The organism is Tropicimonas sediminicola (assembly GCF_900188335.1).
GTDB lineage: Bacteria > Pseudomonadota > Alphaproteobacteria > Rhodobacterales > Rhodobacteraceae > Tropicimonas > Tropicimonas sediminicola.
The window spans coordinates 1-23,204 of sequence record NZ_FZOY01000004.1 but is presented as its reverse complement, the minus strand read 5'-3'; the positions used below and the strand labels follow the sequence as shown (position 1 = coordinate 23,204).

At 62.9% G+C, this 23,204-nt stretch carries 19 protein-coding genes and 1 pseudogene; 14 read left to right on the top strand and 6 right to left on the bottom strand.

The features are described from left to right. The first annotated feature begins 9 nt into the window (after positions 1 to 9). From CHB86_RS11085 to CHB86_RS24180, 4 genes are all read left to right on the top strand, one after another. Positions 10 to 903, top strand: a complete 894-nt coding sequence (locus CHB86_RS11085; protein ID WP_089233125.1) for a carbohydrate ABC transporter permease — start codon at positions 10 to 12, stop codon at positions 901 to 903. A gap of 73 nt (positions 904 to 976) precedes the next feature. Beyond that, complete coding sequence (locus CHB86_RS11080) at positions 977 to 2,545, top strand: extracellular solute-binding protein (protein WP_245837912.1); 1,569 nt, start codon at positions 977 to 979, stop codon at positions 2,543 to 2,545. Positions 2,546 to 2,621: 76 nt separating this feature from the next. Further along, on the top strand, positions 2,622 to 4,952 hold the full coding sequence (locus tag CHB86_RS11075; RefSeq protein WP_176442845.1) for a heparinase II/III domain-containing protein: 2,331 nt from the start codon (positions 2,622 to 2,624) through the stop codon (positions 4,950 to 4,952). 341 nt (positions 4,953 to 5,293) lie between these two features. Continuing rightward, entirely contained in the window at positions 5,294 to 5,530 is a 237-nt protein-coding gene (locus CHB86_RS24180) for a hypothetical protein (protein ID WP_141134876.1), read from the top strand. A 156-nt stretch (positions 5,531 to 5,686) separates the two neighbouring features. Here the strand turns inward: CHB86_RS24180 and CHB86_RS11070 are convergent, their stop codons facing one another. Continuing rightward, a complete protein-coding gene (locus CHB86_RS11070; RefSeq protein ID WP_089233565.1) occupies positions 5,687 to 6,301 on the bottom strand; it encodes a TetR/AcrR family transcriptional regulator in 615 nt (204 codons plus the stop codon). 98 nt (positions 6,302 to 6,399) lie between these two features. On the opposite strand from CHB86_RS11070, the gene CHB86_RS11065 reads away from it, so the two are divergent. The 8 genes from CHB86_RS11065 (at position 6,400) to CHB86_RS11030 (ending at position 17,136) form a co-directional block, all read left to right on the top strand. Continuing rightward, positions 6,400 to 7,572: an efflux RND transporter periplasmic adaptor subunit gene (locus CHB86_RS11065; RefSeq protein WP_089233123.1), complete on the top strand. Its 1,173-nt coding sequence runs from the start codon at positions 6,400 to 6,402 to the stop codon at positions 7,570 to 7,572. Between the two features lies 1 nt (position 7,573). After that, positions 7,574 to 10,714 carry an efflux RND transporter permease subunit gene (locus CHB86_RS11060; RefSeq protein WP_089233122.1) on the top strand — a complete coding sequence of 1,047 codons (3,141 nt, stop codon included), beginning with the start codon at positions 7,574 to 7,576 and terminating at the stop codon, positions 10,712 to 10,714. A gap of 641 nt (positions 10,715 to 11,355) precedes the next feature. After that, positions 11,356 to 12,615 carry an ABC transporter substrate-binding protein gene (locus tag CHB86_RS11055; RefSeq protein ID WP_089233121.1) on the top strand — a complete coding sequence of 420 codons (1,260 nt, stop codon included), beginning with the start codon at positions 11,356 to 11,358 and terminating at the stop codon, positions 12,613 to 12,615. A 90-nt stretch (positions 12,616 to 12,705) separates the two neighbouring features. Next, positions 12,706 to 13,575 carry a carbohydrate ABC transporter permease gene (locus CHB86_RS11050; protein WP_089233120.1) on the top strand — a complete coding sequence of 290 codons (870 nt, stop codon included), beginning with the start codon at positions 12,706 to 12,708 and terminating at the stop codon, positions 13,573 to 13,575. Then, entirely contained in the window at positions 13,565 to 14,389 is an 825-nt protein-coding gene (locus CHB86_RS11045; protein ID WP_089233119.1) for a carbohydrate ABC transporter permease, read from the top strand. The genes CHB86_RS11050 and CHB86_RS11045 overlap by 11 nt, the downstream gene beginning before the upstream one ends. Positions 14,390 to 14,424: 35 nt before the next feature. Further along, a complete protein-coding gene (locus CHB86_RS11040; protein ID WP_089233118.1) occupies positions 14,425 to 15,192 on the top strand; it encodes a glycerophosphodiester phosphodiesterase family protein in 768 nt (255 codons plus the stop codon). Continuing rightward, complete coding sequence (locus CHB86_RS11035; RefSeq protein ID WP_089233117.1) at positions 15,189 to 16,211, top strand: ABC transporter ATP-binding protein; 1,023 nt, start codon at positions 15,189 to 15,191, stop codon at positions 16,209 to 16,211. The genes CHB86_RS11040 and CHB86_RS11035 overlap by 4 nt, the downstream gene beginning before the upstream one ends. Before the next feature lie 55 nt (positions 16,212 to 16,266). Continuing rightward, positions 16,267 to 17,136 carry a MurR/RpiR family transcriptional regulator gene (locus tag CHB86_RS11030; RefSeq protein ID WP_089233116.1) on the top strand — a complete coding sequence of 290 codons (870 nt, stop codon included), beginning with the start codon at positions 16,267 to 16,269 and terminating at the stop codon, positions 17,134 to 17,136. A gap of 491 nt (positions 17,137 to 17,627) precedes the next feature. On the opposite strand, the gene trpS is transcribed toward CHB86_RS11030, so the two are convergent. The 5 genes and pseudogenes from trpS to CHB86_RS11005 form a co-directional block, all read right to left on the bottom strand. Then, positions 17,628 to 18,629: a tryptophan--tRNA ligase gene (gene trpS / locus CHB86_RS11025; RefSeq protein ID WP_089233115.1), complete on the bottom strand. Its 1,002-nt coding sequence runs from the start codon at positions 18,627 to 18,629 to the stop codon at positions 17,628 to 17,630. Positions 18,630 to 19,072: 443 nt separating this feature from the next. After that, complete coding sequence (locus CHB86_RS11020) at positions 19,073 to 19,537, bottom strand: hypothetical protein (RefSeq protein ID WP_089233114.1); 465 nt, start codon at positions 19,535 to 19,537, stop codon at positions 19,073 to 19,075. A gap of 250 nt (positions 19,538 to 19,787) precedes the next feature. Further along, positions 19,788 to 20,573 carry a GNAT family N-acetyltransferase gene (locus tag CHB86_RS11015; protein WP_089233113.1) on the bottom strand — a complete coding sequence of 262 codons (786 nt, stop codon included), beginning with the start codon at positions 20,571 to 20,573 and terminating at the stop codon, positions 19,788 to 19,790. 295 nt (positions 20,574 to 20,868) lie between these two features. Further along, entirely contained in the window at positions 20,869 to 21,243 is a 375-nt protein-coding gene (locus CHB86_RS24620; protein WP_176442843.1) for a hypothetical protein, read from the bottom strand. 29 nt (positions 21,244 to 21,272) lie between these two features. Further along, positions 21,273 to 21,539: pseudogene (locus tag CHB86_RS11005) on the bottom strand (MarC family protein); the annotation flags it as partial. A gap of 236 nt (positions 21,540 to 21,775) precedes the next feature. On the opposite strand from CHB86_RS11005, the gene CHB86_RS11000 reads away from it, so the two are divergent. Next, the gene (locus tag CHB86_RS11000) at positions 21,776 to 22,585 is read left to right on the top strand and encodes a MarR family transcriptional regulator (protein ID WP_089233111.1); all 810 of its coding nucleotides are present in this window, start codon (positions 21,776 to 21,778) and stop codon (positions 22,583 to 22,585) included. An 80-nt stretch (positions 22,586 to 22,665) separates the two neighbouring features. After that, complete coding sequence (locus CHB86_RS10995) at positions 22,666 to 23,112, top strand: tripartite tricarboxylate transporter TctB family protein (RefSeq protein ID WP_089233110.1); 447 nt, start codon at positions 22,666 to 22,668, stop codon at positions 23,110 to 23,112. Positions 23,113 to 23,204 lie beyond the last annotated feature (92 nt).

Here is a 23,204-nt window from a genome sequence, read left to right as displayed (position 1 = left end):
GACAGACAGATGAGCATCTCTACCGGATCCTTCGACCTCTACAGCCGCGGCGACAAGTTCTTCGGCTGGGCCGTGACCATCCTGCTGGGGCTTTTCGTGGCCTCGACGCTCTATCCCTTCGTCTATGTGCTATCCGCCTCCATGTCCTCGGGCGCGGCGGTGGCACGTGGCGACGTTGTGCTGACACCCAAGGAAATCACCTTCGACGCCTTTCGCTACGTGATGGCGGACCGGCAGTTCTGGGTCGCCTACGGCAACACCTTCTACTACACGATCGTCGGCACGCTCACCTCGCTCGCCTTCATCATCCCAGGCGCCTACGCGCTGAGCCGGCCGCAGCTGCCCTTCCGCTCGGGCTTCAACCTCTTCGTGGCCTTCACGCTGTGGTTCAACGCGGGCATGATCCCGGTCTTCCTGAACATCCGGGATCTGGGAATCCTCGACACGCGCTTCGCGATCATCATCGCCTTCGCCGTGAATGCCTTCAACGCAATCCTGATGCGGAACTTCTTCGAAAGCGTGCCGCGCTCCTTCGAGGAGGCCGCGCGGATGGACGGCGCCAACGACTTCCAGATCCTCTGGCGGGTCTACATGCCGCTCTCGAAGCCCGCGATCATCACCGTTGCGCTGTTCTGCGCCGTGTTCCGCTGGAACGGGTACTTCTGGGCGATGGTCATCCTGCGCGACCAGGACAAGCTTCCGCTTCAGGTCTACCTCAAGGAGATCATCGTCGAGCTCAACATGAGCGACGAATTCGCGACCGATCTGCTGTCCTCGAGCTACTCCTTCGAGACCGCGATCGCCGCCATCATCGTGCTGTCCATCATCCCGGTCATCATCGTCTACCCCTACATCCAGAAGTATTTCCAGAAGGGCGTGATGCTGGGCGGTGTGAAGGAATAACGCCAACTGCGGGGCTGCCGCCCGGCCGGGCGGCTCCCCATACGACACATCAAATCCTTAGGGAGGAATACAGATGACACTCAAGACCCTTCTCATGGGGGCTGTGGCTTCGGCTGCGCTTTTGACACCCGGCAGTTACGGACCGGCCAAGGCCGAGCCCATCGTCAGCGAGCCTCTCGAGCTCGACGTCTTCATGCACTTCCGCGACAAGTACGGCTGGAACACAGACTGGCCGGTCGCGCAAAAGGTGGCCGAGGCGACCGGCATAACCCTGAACGGCACCGCGCCGGTCGGGGCAGGGGACAGCCGCGAGCTGTTCAACCTGATGATCGCCTCCGGTGACATTCCCGACATCGTGGGTGGCGAATTCAGCGGCGCCGGCGTGAAGGAAGCGTTCGACCAATATGGCATGGAGGGCGCCTTCCTGCCTCTCAACGACCTGATCGCCGAGCACGCGCCCGACATCCAGAAGGTGCTGGATGAAAACCCGACCATCCGCGCCGCGATCTCGGCGCCGGATGGCAACATCTACTACATCCCCTACCTGCCCGACGGCGATGTCGGGCGCGTCTGGTTCGTGCGCCAGGACTGGCTCGATGCGCTCGGTCTGGAGCAGCCCAGGACCGTGGATGAGCTCTATGACGTCCTCGTCGCCTTCCGCGACAAGGATCCGAACGGGAACGGTCAGGCCGACGAGGTTCCGTACTTCAACCGCCACGCCGAAGAAGCGATCCGCCTCGTCAACCTGTGGGGTGCGCGGTCGACCGGGTCGGACAGCTACCACCAGTTCTATATCGAGGACGGCAAGGTGGTGCATCCCTATGCCCACGAGAACTTCAAGGTGGGCATCTCGAACGTCGCGGCCTGGTACCAGGAAGGGCTGATCGACAAGGAGATCTTCACCCGCAAGTCGCGTGCGCGCGACGAGCTTCTGGGCGGCAACATGGGCGGCGTGACCCACGACTGGGTGGCCTCCACCGCGGCCTACAACGACAAGCTCGCCGCTGAGATCGACGGCTTCTCCTTCCTGCCGATGGCGCCGCCGGCCGACATCAACGGCAAAGTCTGGGAAGAGCATGGCCGGATCAACGTGAAACCCTCCGGCTGGGCCATCGGCTACAGCAACGAGCACCCCGAGGAGACGATCAAGTTCTTCAACTTCTACTTCACCGAAGAAGGCCAGCGGATCGCCAACTTCGGCGTCGAGGGGCTGACCTACTACATGGTCGACGGAAACCCGGTGTTCAAGGACAGCGTGCTGAATGGCGACGGTTCGGTCGTGGCGCAGCTGTGGGAGATCGGAGCGCAGATCCCGATCGGCTTCCCGCAGGACTACGAGTACGAGCGCCAGTGGACCAACGACCTCGCCCTGAAGGGTATCGAGATGTACACCGAGGGCGGATACGTCGTCGAGCAGTTCCCGGGCATCGCCATGAACGCCGAGGAAAAGGCCATCTACGACAAGTCCTGGCCGAACATCCTCTCCTTCATGCAGGAAAGCTACGAGAAGTGGATTCTCGGTGCGGCCGACGTCGAGGCCGAGTGGTCCGACTACCAGGCGCAACTTGAGCGACTGGGCTACTCGGATGTCCTGGCAGCCCTGCAGACCGCCTACGAGCGGCAGTACGGCGGCTCAAACTGACCCCCTGCAACACCCTGGCGGCGGGCGCCTTCGTGCCCGCCGCTCACCCCCGCGAGACAAGTCGGTCGAGGATGGCATGGCGAACAAGAACAGCACCAAACACGAGCACGAAGACCTGCCAAGGTCGCCGCTGCTGCAGCCCGACGAGAACGTTCTGACGGTTCGGTATTCGCCGGACGAGCGTCGCGCGGTGATCGAGAACCCGCCGCGGTTCCAGTGGATTCCCCCACAGATCGGACGCCACAGCTATGAGCTTCAGCTCCAGCGCCTCTCCGTGAGCGGGCAGCCGGAAGGCAAGCCGACGCATTTCACCGGGATCGCCTTTCCGTTCTTCACGCCGGCGGAGCCGGTGGAACCGGGCTCCTACAGCTGGAGATACCGGACCGTTTCCGATGCGCGCGGCCCCAGTGACTGGAGCCAATCCCGCAAATTCATCGTGCCGGCCGACGCGATCGTGGCGCCGGTTGCATTCGACCGGAAACGGGCCGCCGGCATTCGCCCGCGCCTTGCCATCGCGGCCGACGGCCACAAGGCGTTGATCTCCAGACTGGACGAGATGCCGGCCTGGGCGGCGTTCGTCGAGCGGAGCGTGTTGCCCTGGGTGGAGAAGGACATTCCCGCCGAGCCCGAGGCCTATCCGAACAACCTGCGCACGGCCGAGCTCTGGCGTCGATCCTACATCACCTGCCAGGAGGCGCTTTATGGCATCCGCAACCTGGCCGTGGCCGGCGTTCTGCAACGCGACGCAAAGCTGACAGCGCGCGCCAGGGACTGGCTCCTCGCGGTTGCCCAATGGGATCCGGAGGGTCCGACCTCGCGCTCCTATAACGACGAGGCGGCGTTCCGCTGCGCGACGGCGCTCGCGTGGGGCTATGACTGGCTGCGTACGGAACTTTCGCCAGACGAGGCCGACGCCGTGCGTTCGGCGCTCAAGGCGCGTGGGGAACAGGTCGCGCGGCACGTGATGCACGCCTCGCGCATCGACTCCTTCCCCTATGACAGCCACGCGGTGAGGGCGGTGTCGGCCGTCATGGTGCCCGTTGGTCTTGCGCTGGCCGGCGAAGACGCGGACGGAACGGAATGGCTCGACTTCGCGGCCAACTACCTTGCCGGGCCCTACAGCGCCTGGGCGGACGAAGAAGGTGGCTGGGCCGAGGGCATCCACTACTGGACCACGGCCATGTGCTACGCGCTCGAGGCCGCGACGCTCCTTCGAAACGCGACCGGATTGAACGTCTTTGAACGCCCCTTCTTCCGCAATACCGGCAGTTTCCCCCTGTACTGCCGCCCGGCCTGGACGCGGCGCGGGACCTTCGGAGACGACTCCACGCTCGGAGATGCGCCAAGCCCGAAGATCGCCCGCAACATGCGCCTGTTGGCCGCCGCGACCGGCACGCCGGAGTTTGCCGGCTACGCCGACCAGATCGAGACCCTCTCCGACAGCGATGAGAGCGCGTTCTACAATTATGGCTGGTGGGATTTCCGCTTCGACGATCTCCTGAGAGAGGCCAGCTTCGGACCCGTTGACGCCGCAAGCATGCCCCCCGAACCTCGGATCAAGCTCTTCTTGGGCGTGGGCTGGGCCTCGCTCCAGTCCCGCATGGATGATCCCGATCACCATATCCACTGCGTGTTCAAGTCCAGCCCCTATGGCTCCATCAGCCATTCCCACGCCGATCAGAACGCGTTCTGCCTCTCGGCCTTCGGCGACGACATCCTCGTGCAGAGCGGTCACTACGTCGCGCACAATTCCTCGATGCACCGGAACTGGCGGCGCCAGACGCTGTCCAAGAATGCCCTGCTGATCGACGGACAAGGCCAATACGCCGATGTCGACAAGTTCCTCGCCCGGCAGGCCTCGGGCGCGATTGTGGCCCATGGAGACCATGAGAACCACCAATGGGCCGTAGGTGACGCCACCGATGCCTATCGGCAGATGATCCCCGACCTCATCCGGGCGGAACGACAGCTGCACATGATCTTTGGATGTGCTTTCGTCGTGATCGACCATGTGGCGGCCAGCCGGGCTGTTCCGGTCTCCTGGTTCGGGCATACGATGGGGCAGGTCGAGACCGGCGATCGTTCGGCGACCATTGATACAGCACACGCGATGACCGGGATCGAGGTTGTCTACAGCAGCGGTTATGTCGAGGGCCTCTCGGTGATCGAAGGTTTCGACGATGTCGATGCTGCGGAGGTTGAAGGGCTGGAGACGTCGCGACGGCTGTCAATCGACTTGGCGCCGGCCAAGTCCCATGTTCTTGCGACCCTGATTCTGCCTGTGCGAAAGCAGGAAACGCCGAAGGTCATGTGCTTCGTCGAAGACCAGGGGTTCGGGAGGATCCTTTATTGTGTACGTCAGCGTTTTGACCCGGTCTGCATTCCTCTGGCTCCGCAACCAGGCTGAACTGGCATTGGCAGAGTTTCGTCGGCCCCTGACATGGCTTGTCGGGCCGAGGTTATCAGGTCGCCCGGGCAGTTCCCCGGCCCTGGCCAAAGGAAGGTTCGATGGCGCCCGTTTACAGAATGGCCGCATCCACGGGAGCCTCTGGCCCTTCCATTGGCGAGATATTCGCCATGGCATGACCGATGTGCCGCGTTCCACGCCAACCTGAACCTGAACCCGTTCGGGGCGATGACGCTGATCGCGCCCGGGGTCCTTATCGCGGGGCCGATCGGCTACACATCGACCCGGGCAAGGGGAGCCTGATCGCAGAGCTGATCGGTGAACTGTTCGAACATGCCGCGATGGACGAGTTCCAGAGCCGCGCCAGGCGCGGTGCATTTATCGCCTCGGGTATCGTGGCGATCGCCGATCCATTTATCATTCCGGGAACGCGCTGGATCCATACCGACCTGCATAAGCAAACTCGCAAAGCTCTGCTCAACGTCCTGCCGGTCCTGTTCCCTCTCCCATTTCCGCGTCGCTCCAACGCCTTATCGGGAGTGTTCGAAGCGCCGCCGGAGACACTTGGGCGTCGATGAACATCACTGCAGCACCCAACCCATCGTCTTCGCGCAACTGCTCCGGCTTAGGTGCCTTCGCGAGGTCGCGCACCAAGAGCTTCAGCTACGATCTGCCAGCCCAATAGACCATCACAACTGGGGAGCTTTACCCGGTTCCCGCGCCCCTACGCGCGTTCAGTCTTCCTGCATTACGCGAACCGCGACCTCTTCGAGTGCCGCTTCGATATCCACACCCATTGAGTCAAGTTTCTGCTTCTTGTCGATCAGGAGAAATGACAGGCCATGCACGAAGGTCCAAAGGAGAAAAGCTCGGCGAATGACATCTTCGTCGATCTCTTCGCGCTTCAGGATCGCGGCAACCTCTTTCTCCACGATCTCCAATGGGCGCTTCTCGCCGATGAGCGCGGCCTTCGCCTCGTCGAGTTCGCTTCGGCTCCCAAAGATCAGGCGGAAAACCCCCGGTTCCCGTTGGGCAAAACCGACGTATGTCCGACCAAGCGCGCGGATTCGGTCAAGCGTTGCCGGTGGGTATTCTTCGACACAAACCCGCATCTCTTCGAAATGGCGTTGCATCCCGTCTGCAAGCACGGCCGCGAGCATATCGTCCTTGGCCTTGAAGTGCCGGTAGGGCGCGGCGGTCGAGACACCTGCGCGGCGGCAGGCTTCCGAAACAGAAAAGTGATCCGGCCCGACCTCCTCCACAAGTTGACGTGTCGCTTCAACGAGTTGCGCGCGCAAGTCCCCGTGGTGGTACCGTTCCTTTTTGAGCGGATTTTTCAGGTTTTCCATGATCCGGGTCATGCCATCGAACGTAACCATTGTCAAAGTTAGAAGTTCTAACATATGTTAGAGTCTCTAACATCGCGAATCAATTGCCGGAGCGTGAGATGTCGAAAACTGCCATTCGAAGATCCCTTGGTCGCAGATTGCTGACCGGTGTTTCGACCATCGCGATGACGGCATTGACCTTTGCTGCGGCGGGGTATGCCGTCGTTCAGGGCGCCGATGGAATTGCGCAGCGCGCTCAAGCTGCACCGCCGCCGCCGGTTGCCGAGGCGCTTCCGGTATCCGTCACGCCTCTCGAAGTCGTGGATGGATATGAGACCGTCAGGAAATTGGTCGGACGGATCGAACCGGAACAGGACAGCACGCTCAGTTTCGAGTTTGGCGGACGCGTGATCGACATTCTTGTCGATGAAGGCGACCACGTCGAAAAAGGCGACCTTTTAGCCCGGCTCGACACGTCGCTTCTCGAAGCGGAACGCGAGCGTCTCGAAGCCGTGCGCGACGCTTTGGAGGCCAATCTTGCGTTCGCCACGCTCTCGGTCGAGCGGCGCCAGGCATTGCAGGAGCGTGGTTACTCATCCACCGAGACGCTCGACCGTGCGCGTTTCGACCGCGATGCGCTGACCGCGCAGATCTCGGAGACCGATGCGGCCCTGCGATCCACCGAACTTCAGATCGAAAAGTCCGGTCTCCGAGCGCCATATGCGGGAATCGTGGGCACTCGATCCACCGACATCGGCTCTTCGGTCGCCGCCGGCACTCCAATCCTGCAGCTCATGATGGATGACGTTGCCAACGTCCGGGTGGGGGTGCCGTTCTGGCTCGATGCCGAGAGCCTGGAACGAGCGTCGCTGAGCAGCGACGGCCGCGCATTCGAGGCACGGCTGATCGCCGTTCGGCCCGACATCGACCCGGCAACCCGTACCCGCACTGCAATTCTGCGTGTCGAGGCGACGGATCTTCCCTTCGGATCGACTGCCACGGTCAGTGTTCCCCGCAAGGTCGCGCAAATAGGCGCCTGGGTGCACGTTCGGGCCCTGCGAGAGGGGGCCGGCGGGGTCTGGACTATCCTCGTTGTCGATTCCGAGGATCGCGTGCGGCCTCTCGCCGTGGATATTCAGGAAGTCGCGGACGATCGGGCCTTCGTGTCGGGTGGGTTCGCGCCCGGGCTTCGGCTGCTGGCGGAAGGGCCGCACCGGGTCGCGCCGGGGCAACGTGTTCAGCCCGTTCTGGCCGGGACGGCGCAGCTTTCGCTCCGCACGGGAGGACAGTGACATGAACCAGGATCTCGCGACCCTGACCTTTCGCCAGCCGCGTCTTGTCGCGATGGTCCTGATCGTTCTGATCTCCGCCGGGATGTCCTCCTTTCTGTCGCTTGGCCGGCAGGAGGACCCCACGATCACGAACCTCTTCGCGACCGTCACCACGAGCTTCCCGGGCGCCGATCCGGCCCGCGTCGAGGCTCTTGTGAGTTCGAAGCTCGAGGAGGAATTGCGGGAGATCGCCGAGGTCGACACGATCACCTCCGTTTCCGGGCAAGGTATCTCGGTGGTTTCGGTCGATCTGCTGGAAACGCTCGACGATGCCACCATCGAGCAGGTCTGGTCGGAAGCGCGCGACGCGGTGACCGATGCCAGCCAATCCTTCCCGGCCGGCGTGGGCACGCCGGAATTCGATGCCGAGGGCGTGTCGGCCTATTCCGCCGTGATCGCCATCGTCGCCGATACCGAAGCAACCCCGGTCACCCTACTGTCGCGCCACGCCGATGCCCTCGCCGAAAGGCTGCGCAACATCCCGAACACCCGGGCCGTGGATCTGTTCGGCGTTCCGGAGGAGGAGGTGCTGGTCACGCTCGATGCCCAGGCCCTCGCAGCCGTCGGCCTCACCGCGGATCAGGTGTCTGCGGCGATTTCCGCTGCCGACGCGAAAGTGCAGGCAGGGCGTCTGCACCGTCAAGGCACCGACCTCGCCATTGGAATCTCGGGTGAAGTGGAGGCCCTCGAGCGCCTGCGCCGCATCCCGTTGCGCGAAGGCTCGGAAGGGTCGGTGCTCACGCTTGGGGACGTGGCCGAGATCAGCCGAGGTCCCCGCACGCCGGCCGAGGAACACGCGCTGGTCGACGGACGTCCGGCGGTTCTTGTCGGCGTACTGGCACAGGACGGGGTTCAGATCGATCGTTGGATGGGGTTCGTCCGCGAAGAGCTGGAAGCAGGCGCTGACGAGGTCCCCGTCGGGTTTTCGGAAGTCCTGCTGTTCGATCAGTCCACATACACGGTCGACCGGCTGCTCGATGTCGGAACGAACATGGTGATCGGCGTCGCAATCGTCGTCGGCGTGCTGTTTCTCACGCTCGGCGTTCGCGCCGCCGCGATTGTCGCCATCGTGCTTCCGGTGGTGAGCCTCGCCACGCTGGCGACGATGAACTTCATCGGCCTGCCGATTCACCAGATGTCCGTGACCGGGCTGATCGTGGCACTCGGCCTGCTCGTGGATGCGGCAATTGTCACGACAGATGAGATCCGCAAACGGCTGGCCGGCGGCATGTCGCGTGCCCTCGCCGTGGGCGACGCTGTCCGGCGCCTCATCGCTCCGCTCATCGCTTCGACCGTGACGACCGCACTGTCCTTCACGCCGATGATCCTTCTGCCGGGACCGGCCGGCGATTTCGTCGGTTCCATCGCCATCGCCGTCGTGCTGATGCTCCTTTGGTCGCTCTTCGTCGCCCTGGCGGTCACCCCGGCGCTGGCAGGATGGCTGCTCGCGGCCGAGACCCCGGGACAGCAACGCGCGCGTACGGGCGGTCTTCCCGGCCGGCTGTTTTCGGCCTCTATCCGCTGGTCGCTTGCGCACCCGCTCAAGAGCATTGCGATTTCGCTGATCCTGCCGCTGCTCGGTTTCGCCAGCTTGCCAACGCTCACGGCACAGTTCTTTCCCGGAGTGGAGCGGGACCAGTTCTATATCGAGTTGGACATGCCGGCCGGAACCGGGATCGAGGCGACCCGCGCCGTGGCGAAGAAGATCGATGCGCTGCTCACCGCAAACCCCGAGATCAAGAACGCCTACTGGACCATCGGGAAGTCCGGCCCGGCCTTCTACTACAACATCACCGGAAACCGCTCGCGCGAGCCGGGCTTTGCACAGGCGATGGTGACAACCACGACCGAGGAAGCGGCCGCGCGCCTGGTGCCCGCGCTTCAGCAACGGCTGGATGCGGAATTCACTTCGGCGCAGGTCATTGTCCGCGGCCTCGTGCAGGGACCGCCCGTCGCAGCGCCCGTAGAGCTTCGCTTCGTGGGACCGGATGTGGACGTGCTGCGCCAGATCGGCGACGAGGCCCGCGCGGTCATCGCCGGGCTCGACTTCACGACGCAGGTGCGCGCCACGTCGAGCGGCGGCGCACCCCGCCTGCGCTACGAGATCGACGAGATCAAGGCACGGCAGTACGGCCTGTCTTTGACCGAAATCGCGCGCCAGCTCGAGGTTGGCCTGGTCGGCACCACCGGCGGGTCCCTCGTCGAGGGCACGGAGACGCTGCCGATCCGGGTGCGTTTCGATGCTCGCCTGCGCGGCGATACGGCCGGGATATCGGATTTGCCGATCCTGCCGCCCAATGCTGCCGACCTTGCAGCGCAGGGCCGTTTTCCCGGCATCCCGCTCTCCGAGCTTGCCGCTCTTCGGCTGGAGCCGTCAGAGAGCGCCATCGTGCGGCGCAACGGCGAAAGGACCAACACCGTTCAGGCCTTTCTCGTCCCTGATCTTCTGCCGGAGGAGGCCTTGCAGAGCGTTCAGGCGGCCCTCGCGGAATCCGGCTTCACCCTTCCCGCCGGGTACCGGCTCGAGCTCGGCGGCGACAGCGACGCGCGATCCAGCACGGTCGGGAACCTGATGGCCTCCGTGGGCCTGATCGTGACCCTGACCATCGCCACCATCGCCCTGACCTTCAACAGCTTCCGCCTGACGGCGGCGGCGCTGGTGGTCTGCGTGTTGTCGGCGGGGCTGTCCATCCTTTCTCTCGCAATCATGCAGTTCCCCTTCGGCATCAACGCGATCATCGGCGTGATCGGTTCTATCGGTGTCTCGATCAATGCTGCGATCATCATCCTGACGGGGCTCCAGGCCGATGTTCGGGCCGCGTCGGGAGATCGTGCGGCCATGGCCGAAGTGGTGTCGAATTCCGCGCGACACATCATATCGACAACAGTCACGACTTTTGGCGGCTTCCTGCCGCTGGTCCTGGAGGGGGGCGGTTTCTGGCCACCCTTCGCGACTGCAATCGCCGGCGGGGTTCTGCTCTCGACCGTGGTCTCTTTCTACTTCACCCCGGCTCTCTACGCGCTGATCTCACGCCGCAAGTTCATCACGAAAACCGAGAAGATACAGCCCGCACCGGCGACGCTGCGTATCGCCGCAGAGTAAGTTCCCTACCCCTGCAAACCCAAGGCTGCCGCCGCCAGCAATGGCGCGCGAGGCAAGCGGCCCTGCGAGACAGGTGGTGACCACGTGAAGCGAGTGATCGGGGCTCGCCGCAGGAAGGATCCCGGGGGCAAGTAAGCAGACCCCTTCATACACTTGCGATGGGTTTCCAAAATTGCGTGAACGGCCCACTTCTGCCGTTCATCATAGACGCCTTTGCTGCGGTGCAGCCTCACCAGACCGGCCATTCGGACGTCGAGCAGCATTTTCGTGGGGTGGAGGTCGGCAGTGCGGAAAAGCTGCCTTTACCTGCCTCCTCCGACTTGTCTGGTTCCGGATCATATCCGACGATCGTCGCGCGATTGCGATACTGCACCGCTGCCGCCAGGACGCCGCAGAGCGGAAAATGGTCGGGGCGGACCGATCTGCGGAGATGTGCAAGTCTCATTGCAGGAAACGAACTTTCACTGACCCCTCCACTGCGTTCACAAACCGCCGAACATCGGTCGCCCAGACCTCGCGGCCCCTGAGAAACGGGTGAGCCGTCAACAAACCTTAATGTATCGTTCGATTTTCCGTCACATACCGCGCCTATCCCGACCACCGAAACAACGTGCAACCCGAATTGCAAAAAGGTGGTCCCCATGAACAGAAAACTTACCCGTATCGCCGGGCTGGGCCTCGCTGGCCTGCTTGGCTCGACCTCACTTGCGGCTGCAGAGGTCACCGTCGAATTCTGGCACAGCTTCGGCGGCTCGTCCGGCGAAGCGCTGGCCGAGATCATCACCAACTTCGAAGAAGCCAACCCCGGCATCACCATCGAAGCCGAGCATGTCGGCAACTACAATGACATCGTCGCCCGCTTGCAGGCCGCCATCCCCGCTGGCCGTGGCCCCGATGCCGTCATCATGGAAGTCACCCGCTACGGCCTGTTCGCCGACCGCGGCGTGCTGATGGATCTGACCGATTACCTTGAAGCCGATCCGCTGAAGGACGAGCTGTTCGACTTCGCCCGCGAGGTCGGTGTCTACGAGGGCAAGAACTATATCGTGCCCTTCAACAGCTCGACCCCGGTGACCTATGTCAACAAGGACATCTTCGAGCGCGCTGGCCTGCCTGAGGACACGCCGCTGACCACCTATGAAGAGATCCTCGCCGCCGCGCAGCAGATCCAGGCAGAGTTGGGCGACGAGGGCATCTATGGCATCGCGGCGCCCGGTCAGTTCGCGCGATGGGGCTTGATCATGGACAACGACAGCGACCTGATCGACAGCGTCTCGGGCGAGATCCTGATCGACGCGCCGAACACCGTCGAGGCCTATGAATGGATGGCGTCGCTGGTGCATGACCACGGCGTCGCCTCGGCCGACAACGTGACCGACGAGAATACCGGCCGCGACGCGTTCTTCGCGGGCAATGTCGGGATCATGCTGAATTCGACCGGCAATTACCGCCAGTCCAAGGCGTCGCTGGGCGATGACCTGATCGTGCGCCCGCTGCCCTGCAACAAGGTCTGCGCCGCGCCGATCGGCGGGGCCGGCATCGGCATCCTGTCGACGGCGGACGCCGAGGTTCAGGACGCGGCCTATGACTTCATCAGCTTCGCCGCGTCGGCGGAATCGAACGCAATCTGGTTCGCGGGCACTGGCTATATGCCGATCAACCGCAACACCGCCGAGCAGCCGCTGGCGGCCGAGACGCTTGAGAACGAGCCGGGAATCCGCGTGTCGATCGAGCAGCTTGATGTCGCCCGTGGCCGTCCGCGCCCGCCGGTCGTGACGTGGATGCGCGCCACCGAGTACGACATGTGGCAGGCGATGGCGCTGGGTCAGCGCGAGGTCGAGGACACGCTTGCCGACTTCGCCGAGCGCACCCGCACCGAGGCGGACCGCATGGGCCAGTAAGCCCGCCCGAACCACCGGTGAGGGGCCCCGCTACGGGGCCCCTTGCCCGTCCGGTCCCGTCGCCCCCGCGCCCAAGGCACTTTTTCCGACATGCTTCGCAAACTGACCCCGTACCTGTTCGTGCTGCCGCTTCTCGGCTTCATGGCGGTCTTCACCTACATCCCGATCCTGCAAAGCGTGAACCTGTCGTTCCGCGAGTGGGATTTTATGTCCCCGACCAAGCCTTGGGTGGGGCTCGACAACTATCGGCTGCTGCTGAGCACGCGCGATTTCTGGAACTCGCTGAAGGTCACCGCGGTCTTTGCGCTGATCTCGGTGCCGCTGCGGCTGGCGCTGGCACTGGCGGTGGCATCCTTCCTGATCCGCGAGACGGCGGTGTCCCGCATCACGCGCGGCGCGATCTTCCTGCCCACCGTTACGTCGACCGTGTCGATCGCGGTGGTGTTCAGCTGGGTGTTCTCGACCGATTACGGCGCGATCAACGGCTTCCTGAAAATGCTGGGCTTCGACAAGGTATCGTGGATGCAGGACCCGGAACTGGCACTGTACGTAATCATCTTCGTGAACACGTGGAAGCAGCTGGGCTACGACGTGATCATCTACACAGCCGGGCTTCAGGCGATCTCTATGGAATACTACGACGCGGCGGCGGTGGACGGCGGAGGCCGGTTCCATGTGTTTCGGCGCGTGACCTTCCCGCTGGTGATGCCTACCACGTATTTCCTGCTGGTGATCTCGGTGATCGACGCATTCCAGGTGTTCACCATCGTCGACGTGATGACGCGCGGCGGGCCCGCGGGCGCCACCGACATGATCGTCAACATGCTGTACCGCGTCGGCTTTACTCTGTTCGACATCGGCACCGGGTCCGCGCTGGCCGTGCTCCTCTTCATCTTCCTGATCGCTCTGGCCTTGGTGAAGGCCCGCGTAATCGGCCGGAGGGTCCACTATGACTCCTGAAACGTCCGCCCGTGCTCTATGGATCATCAACGGCCTCACTCTGCTGGTCGCCGCCATCTTCCTGTCGCCGGTGCTGTACTCCATCTGGATGAGCTTCCAGACATCGGATGCCTATTACTCCGGCGGGGTCGACTTCACCCTACGCAACTACGATGTGGCAGTCGGGCAATACAACTTCGCTCGCTACCTGCTGAACTCGGTGATCGTGTCAGGGATCGTGACGCTGCTGGGCATCTCGTTCGCCACGATGGCCGCCTTTGCCTTTGCCCGGTTCGAATTCCGGGGTGGCAACCTGATGTTCGGCGCGGTGGTGGCGACGCTGATGATCCCCAGCCACATCACGCTGATCCCGAACTACCTGACGCTGGCGCGGGCCGGGATGCTGGACAGTTACGCGGGCCTTATCCTGCCTGCGATCTCGTCGGGCTTCGCCGCCTTCTTCCTGCGCCAGTACATCCGCGGCATCCCCCGCGCACTGGACGAGGCGGCCTACATGGACGGCGCGACGCCACTGAAAGTGCTGTGGCGGGTGATCGTGCCGATCTCTAAGCCGGCGATCTTCTCGATGGCGCTGCAATTGTTCATTGCCGAGTGGAACAACTACATCTGGCCGCTGGTCGCGATCAGCGAAAGTGACCTTTACACCCTGCAAATCGGGCTCGCGCGGTTGTACCGCGTGAACCCGGGCGAGGACGTAATCGACTGGCCGCTGGTAATGGCGGCGTCGACGATCACCATTCTGCCGGTCCTGCTGGGCTTCGTCCTCGTCGAACGCCACCTCGTGCGCGGCATAACGATGGGGGCGGTGAAATGAGCGCGGCCCCGGAACACCAACAAGAAGACACCGCAATGACTGATCTTGCCCCTTTCACCCGTATCGCCTCGCACCGGGGTGGCACGCTGGAATTCGGCGACAGCACGCCGCACGGCTTCCGCACCACCGCCGCGATGGCCGTGGACGAGGTCGAGTTCGACGTCCATCCCACCGCCGACGGCGCGATCATGGTACACCATGACGCCACGCTGGACCGTACCACCGACCGCAGGGGCGCGATCTGCGAACTGCCCGAGGCGGCGGTGCGCGCTGCCGTCATCGATTATTCCGGCGGGCAGCACCCGATCTCGCTGGCCGAGCTGTGCGATATCTACAAGGACAGCCCTGTCACCCTGCGCTGCGAGATCAAGCCGGGACCGGGCGGCGCGGCCTATGCGGATTTCGCCCACCGCGTCGTGGCCGAGATCGAAAGCTGCGGGATGCTGGCGAAAACCGGCTTCACCTCGTTCCTCGTGCCAACCCTCGACGAATTGCGCGATGTCACCGACCGGCCTTTGCTTTGGCTGGTCAGCCCGTCGGTCGTGACCCAGCTTGGCGCCAGCGCCGTAGCGCACCTGGCAAAGACGCACGGCATCCCCGAGATCGGCATCAACGTCGACACCGCCACGGAAACGCTGCGCGATCACATTCGTGGCGAGGGGCTGGAGTTCGGCTGCTGGGCCGCACACACCACGGCGCAGATCGACCACGCCCTGCAGCTGGGCTCCAAGGTGTTCACCACCGACCGCCCCAGCCTTGCCATCGCCCGCCGCGACGCATTCCACAAGGAGACGGCAGCATGAGCTCGATCACCCTTCGCGACATCCGCAAAAGCTATGCCAATGGCCCTCGGGTCCTGCATGGTGTCGACCTCGACATCGGCGACGGCGAATTCGTCGTTATCGTCGGCCCCTCGGGCTGCGGCAAGTCCACCCTGCTGCGCCTGATCGCCGGGCTGGAACGCTGCGAGGAAGGCGAGATCGTCATCGATGGTCGCCGCGCGAACGAGCTTCCGCCGCAGGACCGCAATATCGCGATGATTTTCCAGAACTACGCGCTGTACCCGCACATGTCAGTGCTGGAAAACATCGCCTTCGGGCTGGAATTGCGCAAGGTTCCCCGCAAGACGCGCGAGGCCCGCGCCCGTGAGGTGGCCGAGACGCTTCAACTGACGCCCTACCTCGACCGAAAGCCCGGCGCGCTGTCCGGCGGCCAGCGGCAGCGGGTGGCGATGGGCCGCGCGATGGCGCGCGACACCTCGACCTTCCTGATGGACGAGCCGCTGTCGAACCTCGACAACGCCCTGCGCAACGCGATGCGGACCGAGATCAAGACGATCCATCAGCGGCTGGGCGCCACCATCGTCTTCGTGACCCACGACCAGACAGAGGCACTGTCACTTGCCGACCGGATCGCGGTGATGAAGGACGGCTACCTGCAGCAGTTCGACACACCGGCTGCGATCTACGACCGCCCCGCGAACCGCTTCGTTGCGTCCTTCCTTGGCACGCCGAAGATGAACTTCGTCACCTCCGACGCGGTCACGGGCTGGACCGGGCGACGCGGGGTCGAGGTGGGCCTGCGCCCCGACACGTTGCGGCTGCACCGCAAAAAACCGGGCGCCGCGTCGATCGAGGCCCGGTTGACCCTGACAGAAATGACCGGATCAGAGGTCGTGTTACACTGCCAGACCCAGTCGGGTGCCATGTCCGCCATCGCCCACCGCAGGCAGGATCTGCCCGCACCGGGTGAGCGGATCTGGCTGGAATACGACGTAGCCGCCGCACATCTGTTCGACATGCACAGCGGCGCGCGCGTCTGACGCGGCGCTCCGCTGGGCTGGACTACACGGCCCGTTCAAGAGATCATCCCTGCCGATGCAAAGCCACCACACCGCGTTCTTGGGCGACCTAATCACCCGCCACTCGGACCAGTTGACCGAGGCGGACACCCGCATTCTTGACGTGATGGTCCGCGATCCGATCCGCGCGGCGATGGAGAACGGCAAAGAGGTGAGCTTTCGCGCGGGGGTGCATCCCGCGTCGGCGGTGAGGCTGGCACGGCGGCTGGGGTTCAAGGGCTACCCAGAGTTCCGGGCCTTCCTTCAGCAGCGGCTGGTCGAGGGCAACGGCGAGTTCGAGGACCCCACTGCCCGCATCGCCGCCCGACTGGCCAAGGCGGGGGAAAGCGGGCTTCTGGCCTCGGTTTTGGACAGCGAGATCATGGCGCTGGAAACCTTGCGCGCCAGCGTGACAGATGCCGACATCCGCGGGTTTTCCGAGGCGCTGCTGGGCGCGCGGCGGATTTTCATGTTCGGGCAAAGTCACGCCGCCACGCTGTGCCACCTCGTCGCGCTGCGCTTGCGCCGGTCGGGGTATGACGCGGTCGACCTGTCGCTGATGCAGCACCAATGGCTGGAACAGGTCGCAGGAATGACCGGCGACGACGTGATGTGGCTGATCAACTTCCGCAAGCTACCGGCGGCGGTTGCGCGGATCATGCAGGTCGCCGCCATGCGCGGCGCGACGACGCTGGCGCTGACCGACAAGCGCGGCGCCGCACTGGAACCGTCCCCCGACCGCCACATCGCGGTGTCGCGCGGCGAGGCCGGCGAGTCGCAGAGCCTTGTGGTGCCGATGACGGTGACGAACACGGTAATCCTCGACCTGGCGACCATCGACGACGGCCGCACGATGCGCGCGCTGGCCGAGTTCCGCGACATGCGCGAGCGGCTGGCGCCGTATTGATCGGCGGTTGCGCGGCCAGATCATACAACAAAATAGTGGTTTTCGCGCGCAAGCGTACGGATGTGTTTCATTCTGTACAGTATTCTCTCAGGAGATCTGCACGAATGCGGATATCGCCCGACAGCAGCCAGCCACGACGAGCCAAAAGTCGCCATTTGGACCCAGAAGGTTAGACACCGTCCAGAGCTCACATATCCCTTGTCCGCTCAGTGTAGGTTCGAGTGAAAAGCTGCACTCCGATCACCGGAAACGTTGACGAATTTCGCCACTTGGTGAGGGAGATTTGTACTCTCCTTCGAGCAAAGGTTTGCGCTGCCGTTGCCGACGTTCAGCCGGCGTGAACGGCCCTGACCTGCCTTTCATGCTTAGGGCCGATGCTTCGCTGCTGCCCGTCAGACCAGACTTTCGCCGCAAGCGCGAAGTTGAGGACGACCGAACGAACGCTTGGCGGACGAAACGGACCTCTATCCGGATCGCCCGCCATTGCTCGCCTACATCTGGAACAGCCCCAAGGCACTCACCACTTCGCGCCTCGTCGCCTCGGTGCGCTCTCGCGCGCGTTCCGTGCCCTCTTTGATCACCTCAAGAATGTATCCCCGGTCCTCGGAAAGCTGTGCCCTGCGCTCGCGAATTGGGGCGATGAGCTCCTGAAGTATAGCTTCAAGGCGTGCCTTGATCCTGCTATCGCCAAGTCCGCCGCGCTGATACTGGGCCTTGAGCTCGGCGAGCCTGTCCTGGTCCTGATCGAAGGCGTCGAGATAGGTGAAGACGACGTTGCCCTCGATGCAGCCCGGGTCTTCGACACGCAGGTGCTTCGGATCGGTGAACATCGCTCTGACGGCATTTCGGATCTCTTCAGGCGACGCGGACAGCGCAATGGCGTTACCACCGGATTTCGACATCTTGGCCTTGCCGTCGATACCTGGCAGCCGGCCAGCCCTGGGAATGATCGCCCGCGCCTCGGGCAACACGGAGCGGCCTGCGGTTGCGTTGATGCGCCGCACGATCTCGTTCGTTTGCTCGATCAGCGGGGCCTGATCCTCGCCGACCGGGACGACTGTCGCTCTGAACGCCGTGATGTCCGCCGCCTGTGCTGCCGGATAACACAGGAACCCGGCGGGAATATCGCGCCCGAACCCGCGCACGCGGATTTCGTCCTTGATCGTCGGGTTCCGTTCGAGCCGCGCGACCGTGACGAAGTTCAGGTAGAGCATCGACAGCTCGGCCAGCGCCGGAAGATGCGATTGCAGGCAGATGGTGGCGCGGCCGGGATCGATGCCCACGGCCAGATAATCCAGCGCGACCTCGATCACATTGCGCCGCACCTTCTCCGGATCATGGGCGTTATCGGTCAGAGCCTGGGAATCCGCCAGCAGCAGAAATTGTTCATGGCTGTCCTGATAGCGCAGCCGGTTTGCAAGCGAGCCTGCGTAGTGCCCGATGTGAAGCGGCCCCGTGGTGCGGTCGCCTGTCAGAATGGTTGGTCTGTTCATTTGCGTCTTCTCATGAAGTGAGAGGCGGCGCATCGGGAAGCTCGGAAAACAAAAGGCCGCCCATGCGGCGGCCTCGGAACACGTTTGGTCATCCGGCCACCCTGTCAGGAGGCCAGCCACCAAGTCATAGCGATGGTCTTAGTGTTTTCCATGAATTACCGCCTACAGTCGGCGAGATCGCTCGTCAATCAAATGGTAAAATGGGTTCCTCACCGGCTTTCGCCGCGTCCTGCTCCGACGTTCGTGCCCGGGGTCGACACCCTGCCGAGTCCTTGCTGCACGCGCAAACCTACGAGGTCGGACCAATCACGGCAGTGCGCAGGTTGCCGACATCCGTCACAGTTGGGTTTGTGTAGGTCTCGACCCTGGCATGGCCGGATTCAGCAGTACGGTTACGCCCAGTCCGTCATCGCTTTGGACGGACTAGACAATGTGTCCGTCATCTACTCGACGGTTATGTCGCCAGTGATCGTGTTGACGAACTTCCCAGTGTTGGGGTCCGTCAAAGACGAGAAGGTGCCGCCTCCCGTGGCGCCGGTCCAAGCCCCCGTTCCTCCGGAGACCGACCACTCCCCGGTCAATGCTCCATCGGCCCCTAATCCCATTGCTTTCCAGACCATGACCGCCTTGTCACCGGAGGACGTCTCGTAGACGCAGTTGCCGCCACCCGACACCTCGCCTCCCTTGATTTCGACAGCACCAAAACACGGGCCTTTAGCCCCCTCGAGAGGATGCCCAGCCTCGACCTCGAACATCTCGTAGCTTCCGCTGGTGCGCATAACGATATGTCCCTCGGCGATTGGAATCGGTTCGTTTGAGCTTGTGCCGGTGCCGACAGCGCCGCTGCTGAAGGTTTCCGCAAACGCCGGACTGGCGGCCATGATCGCTGCAAAAAGCACGAAACGCATTACAGGTTCCTCCCCAGAATTGCTCGCCCGGTTCCAATGATTGGGGCCAGGCCTATGGGACATGGTATCACACGATCTTGCCAAACTCGAAAAAGCGGGCCTGCGTCCGATACAGGCAGGTTGGCGCGATGCGCAGGTTGCCGACAAAGGTCGCCGCTGGCTTCCGGTCTGCTGCGCGGCGGCGGATGCCGAACTGCCCGGTCGGAAACGACCGCTTTGCGGAGGAAGGAGGCGTCGAGAACTCGAGTATCTAGACCCGGTCCCGCACCGCCCAATCGGCTCGTGACATCCGATAACTTGCCCAGGCAGGATTGTGAAAACCAAGCCGCAGATCCTCAGCTACTTTGCTGCGAACGTCACCAGATTTCGCCAGGCGAACCGGCAGCGCGGTCAAGATACGCTGTTCAGCATCCCGCGCCTCCAACAAGTCCTCTGCCGCGAGCTGCCCAATTCTTATCGACACCTGGCGAAGCGTTTCGGCGAACCCCTCGCTTTCCAGATTTGATGCCCGCCAAAGATCGAACTCCAGAACCTCACGCATTCGTTGTTCGCCGAAGGTGTCCCTGAGTGTGTGCCGGTCCGCAGGCACAAACCCCAATCGGCGTTGAACGGCGTCGCTGGCGGGGTTCAGCTTGGGCCATACCCGGGTGTAGATCGCATCAGCCTCTGATTTCTGAAACACATGCTGGCAGAGTACTCGGGATGACTCACTGGAGACGCCTTTTCCCCAGTAGGGTCGGGCGATGGCCACAAATGTCGCGACCGAGTTGAGAGGCAGCCCCGGCGCAACGAACACGCCGCGTATCCCTACAAATCTGCCCTCGCCCGCGTCGTCACGGATGGTCCAAAGCCCAATGTGTTCGGCATTCGCTGTGCTCCGTTTCCCATCGACGGCGAGGGTGTCGATCCAGGCGTCGGTCGCCGCCCATACGCCCTTCTGAGTAGAAACATCGTGTACGAGCGTCTTGGAAACCTCCACATCCCCAAAAATGTACGTCGCGATGTCCATACGGTCCGCCACCGAACTTGGCCGCATTCGGTACCCAGTGCGATTGAGTATGGCTTCCACCGTTGTTCTCCTCTTCGCCAAGAGCCTCTCGCAGAAGTCTCTTTGCGGTCAACCACTGGGACATGTGAGGCACCTCTGACGGGCTCCGAGCCGACATGGACCGCGCCGCCGGATCTGCGTTGTAAGATGGCGCACCAAGATCGGCTGGGTGTCGTGGCAGGGGGGGCGGACAGCGGGCGCCGTCATGTCCATCGCCAACGTACCTGCCATTCGCGCCTGCCGCCCAGCCTGGAACAAGGGGCGCGTCATCGGCCAGAAAGGCTCACTCATGCCCAAGCACGTCTGGGCCATCCGCCTGCGCCTGAAACTCTTTGAAAACCAACGCGATCTTGCTCTTTTCAATCTCGCTATCGACAACTGGCTCGGAGGCTGTGATCTGGTAGAACTGAAGGTCGCGGTTGTTTAAGCGGCGGGCCAGGTCAAAGAGCGCGCTGCGATCATCCACAGCAATGCCCGGAGGCCAGTCCGCTTCGAGATCACCGAAGGCGCCCGGAAGTCGCTCGCGCGCTGGATGGATGAGCCACGGATGATCGGGTCGGTCGACATCTGATCGGCCGGGCCGTCCGCCGCGGACGGTCCAATCCTGGCCTCCGACATCCTGCCGAATGCCGCATTGCAGCTGTACCAGAGCGGCCATTGGTTGTCCGGGCTTGCTTTTGAGCGATCTCAAACGGATCTCGCCCAGTCGGCTCGCAATGAGCCACTGCCTGCAAGCTCCAGCAGAGCCGACATCACGGTGTCGGCCGCGACGGAGGCGAGGATCATGCCCATGACCCGATTGGCGATCGCAGCACCTGAATTGCCGATCAGGCGGATGATGGGACCGGCAAGCAACATGAGATTGCAAGTGACGGCGAGGGCGCCTGCCATGACCGCCGCGGTGAAGGCCTGGTCCGCCAGTGGGAAGTGGTTTTTGTCGGTCAGCATGACGGTGGCGAACGTCGCGCCGGAAGTTGCTCCGCCGTTGACACGCTGCGCGCCGCAATGAGCGGCAGCGGCGAAATGGGGCTCGGCATCTTACAGGATCGGCACAACTGACCGAGGCTTTTCGCTTCCTTGGGTTGGCTCGGCGCCGGAAGAAAAGGTTGTCGCTTGACAGACTCGGCACACTCGAATACGAAATCGTAAATTCCAACTTTGGAATTTTGGGTTTCAAATGTGGAGGGTTGATGGACCCGACAGAGCGCACATTGCAAGTCCTGGAATACATCATGGCCGCGGGGCCAGGTCCGGTGAAGCAGGTCGACATCGCGCGACACTGTGGCCTGTCTCCGTCCACGTTGAACCGGATCGTCAAGGCGTTGTCGGATTGGGGCTACCTGTTCCGCACCAGCGAAAAGTATTGCGTGCGCAACTTCCGCCTGGAGCGGAACGTGCCGATGTCACAGACCTACCTGGCCAAGCTTGACAGTACGATGCGGGATCTTTCCCACCGGCTGGGAGTGTCGGCCGAGGTGATCGTTGTCGCCGGCCACGAGCTCCTGTGGCACTCAAAGACAGACCACCCGGACCCGAACGTGCTGATACGCGCGGGGGTTGGGTTTCGCCGTTCGCTCTATGAGCTCGACGTGCTGTCGGTACTGTATCTTAGCCGGCTTGCCTGGAGCGAGATCGAGGCGAGGTTCTTTGCCGACGGCTTCTTCGAAACCCTTCGCAAGCCCGGCCAGCCGACACGCTGGCTATCGGCGGCCAAGGTCCGGGACCGGCTGGAACGTATGCGTTCGGAGGTGTTCGCGGCCGATACCGCAGGCAATCACGTCGGCATTCGCCGGTGTGCCACCGTGATCGAAGACCCGAACGGCAGGTTTCTGCATCTGTTGGCGCTCGCCGAACCGGATGATCGGTCAGATGACCGGATGGACGAGTACCGCGACGCACTTCTGAGCGTGCGCGCCGAATTGTCCGATCTTGCCTACGCAGAAAGCGCAACCAACCGGCTTGTGCCGAAGCATCACTCCATGCCGCTTCGTGGGGGTTAACGGAAGCGGGCCGCATTTAATTCAATGGGAGGAACCATGAAGAATCCGAGAGCACAGATCTCATTCGGGCGTTTTCCTGAATGACCTGGAAAAACCTGAACAGCCTGATGTCGATTGTCTTGATAATCGGCGGGATTGGTTATGCTCTGAACCTCAATCATAGCGCGTCACAGGCGATCTTCTTTTCGTCTTCGGGTGTCGGGCCGACCTACTTTCCCAACATCCTGACCGGGCTGCTTGTCCTGTTGTGCATTGTCACGCTGATCAGGAATGTCCGGGATTCAAGTCCAGAGAACACCACCAAGGTCGAGACCCATAATTCGAGGTACATCCTTGCCACGCTGGGCCTCGCTATTGCGTTCATCGCGAGCTGGCAGAACCTCGGATACTTCTACCTGAATGTTTTTGTCCTCCTGACCATCTTGCTGACGATCTACCGGATCGAATTCGGCATCGGGAACAGTTTGCTCGTGGGGGCGGTAACGTCGGCTTTCACGACCGCGTTTCTGTTCGCGCTGTTCGGGTGAGAACGGCGGTGAGAAAGTCGGCCACGGTAGCGGCGGGATGACCCTGCTGCGGGCGGCGTAAAAGTCGTCCACCTTTGCCCTTCTTGATTTGA

Bases quoted from the DNA above. Each gene is read 5' to 3' on its own strand.
- CHB86_RS11085 (WP_089233125.1), top strand. From the start codon at position 10: ATGAGCATCTCTACCGGATCCTTCGACCTCTACAGCCGCGGCGACAAG.
- CHB86_RS11080 (WP_245837912.1), top strand. From the start codon at position 977: ATGACACTCAAGACCCTTCTCATGGGGGCTGTGGCTTCGGCTGCGCTT.
- CHB86_RS24620 (WP_176442843.1), bottom strand. From the start codon at position 21,243: ATGGCCGCTCTGGTACAGCTGCAATGCGGCATTCGGCAGGATGTCGGA.
- CHB86_RS11050 (WP_089233120.1), top strand. From the start codon at position 12,706: ATGCTTCGCAAACTGACCCCGTACCTGTTCGTGCTGCCGCTTCTCGGC.
- CHB86_RS11030 (WP_089233116.1), top strand. From the start codon at position 16,267: ATGCAAAGCCACCACACCGCGTTCTTGGGCGACCTAATCACCCGCCAC.
- CHB86_RS11075 (WP_176442845.1), top strand. From the start codon at position 2,622: ATGGCGAACAAGAACAGCACCAAACACGAGCACGAAGACCTGCCAAGG.
- CHB86_RS10995 (WP_089233110.1), top strand. From the start codon at position 22,666: ATGACCTGGAAAAACCTGAACAGCCTGATGTCGATTGTCTTGATAATC.
- CHB86_RS11060 (WP_089233122.1), top strand. From the start codon at position 7,574: ATGAACCAGGATCTCGCGACCCTGACCTTTCGCCAGCCGCGTCTTGTC.
- CHB86_RS11020 (WP_089233114.1), bottom strand. From the start codon at position 19,537: ATGCGTTTCGTGCTTTTTGCAGCGATCATGGCCGCCAGTCCGGCGTTT.
- CHB86_RS11065 (WP_089233123.1), top strand. From the start codon at position 6,400: ATGTCGAAAACTGCCATTCGAAGATCCCTTGGTCGCAGATTGCTGACC.
- trpS (WP_089233115.1), bottom strand. From the start codon at position 18,629: ATGAACAGACCAACCATTCTGACAGGCGACCGCACCACGGGGCCGCTT.
- CHB86_RS11015 (WP_089233113.1), bottom strand. From the start codon at position 20,573: ATGCGGCCAAGTTCGGTGGCGGACCGTATGGACATCGCGACGTACATT.
- CHB86_RS11055 (WP_089233121.1), top strand. From the start codon at position 11,356: ATGAACAGAAAACTTACCCGTATCGCCGGGCTGGGCCTCGCTGGCCTG.
- CHB86_RS11000 (WP_089233111.1), top strand. From the start codon at position 21,776: ATGGACCCGACAGAGCGCACATTGCAAGTCCTGGAATACATCATGGCC.
- CHB86_RS11040 (WP_089233118.1), top strand. From the start codon at position 14,425: ATGACTGATCTTGCCCCTTTCACCCGTATCGCCTCGCACCGGGGTGGC.
- CHB86_RS11070 (WP_089233565.1), bottom strand. From the start codon at position 6,301: ATGGAAAACCTGAAAAATCCGCTCAAAAAGGAACGGTACCACCACGGG.
- CHB86_RS11035 (WP_089233117.1), top strand. From the start codon at position 15,189: ATGAGCTCGATCACCCTTCGCGACATCCGCAAAAGCTATGCCAATGGC.
- CHB86_RS11045 (WP_089233119.1), top strand. From the start codon at position 13,565: ATGACTCCTGAAACGTCCGCCCGTGCTCTATGGATCATCAACGGCCTC.
- CHB86_RS24180 (WP_141134876.1), top strand. From the start codon at position 5,294: ATGGACGAGTTCCAGAGCCGCGCCAGGCGCGGTGCATTTATCGCCTCG.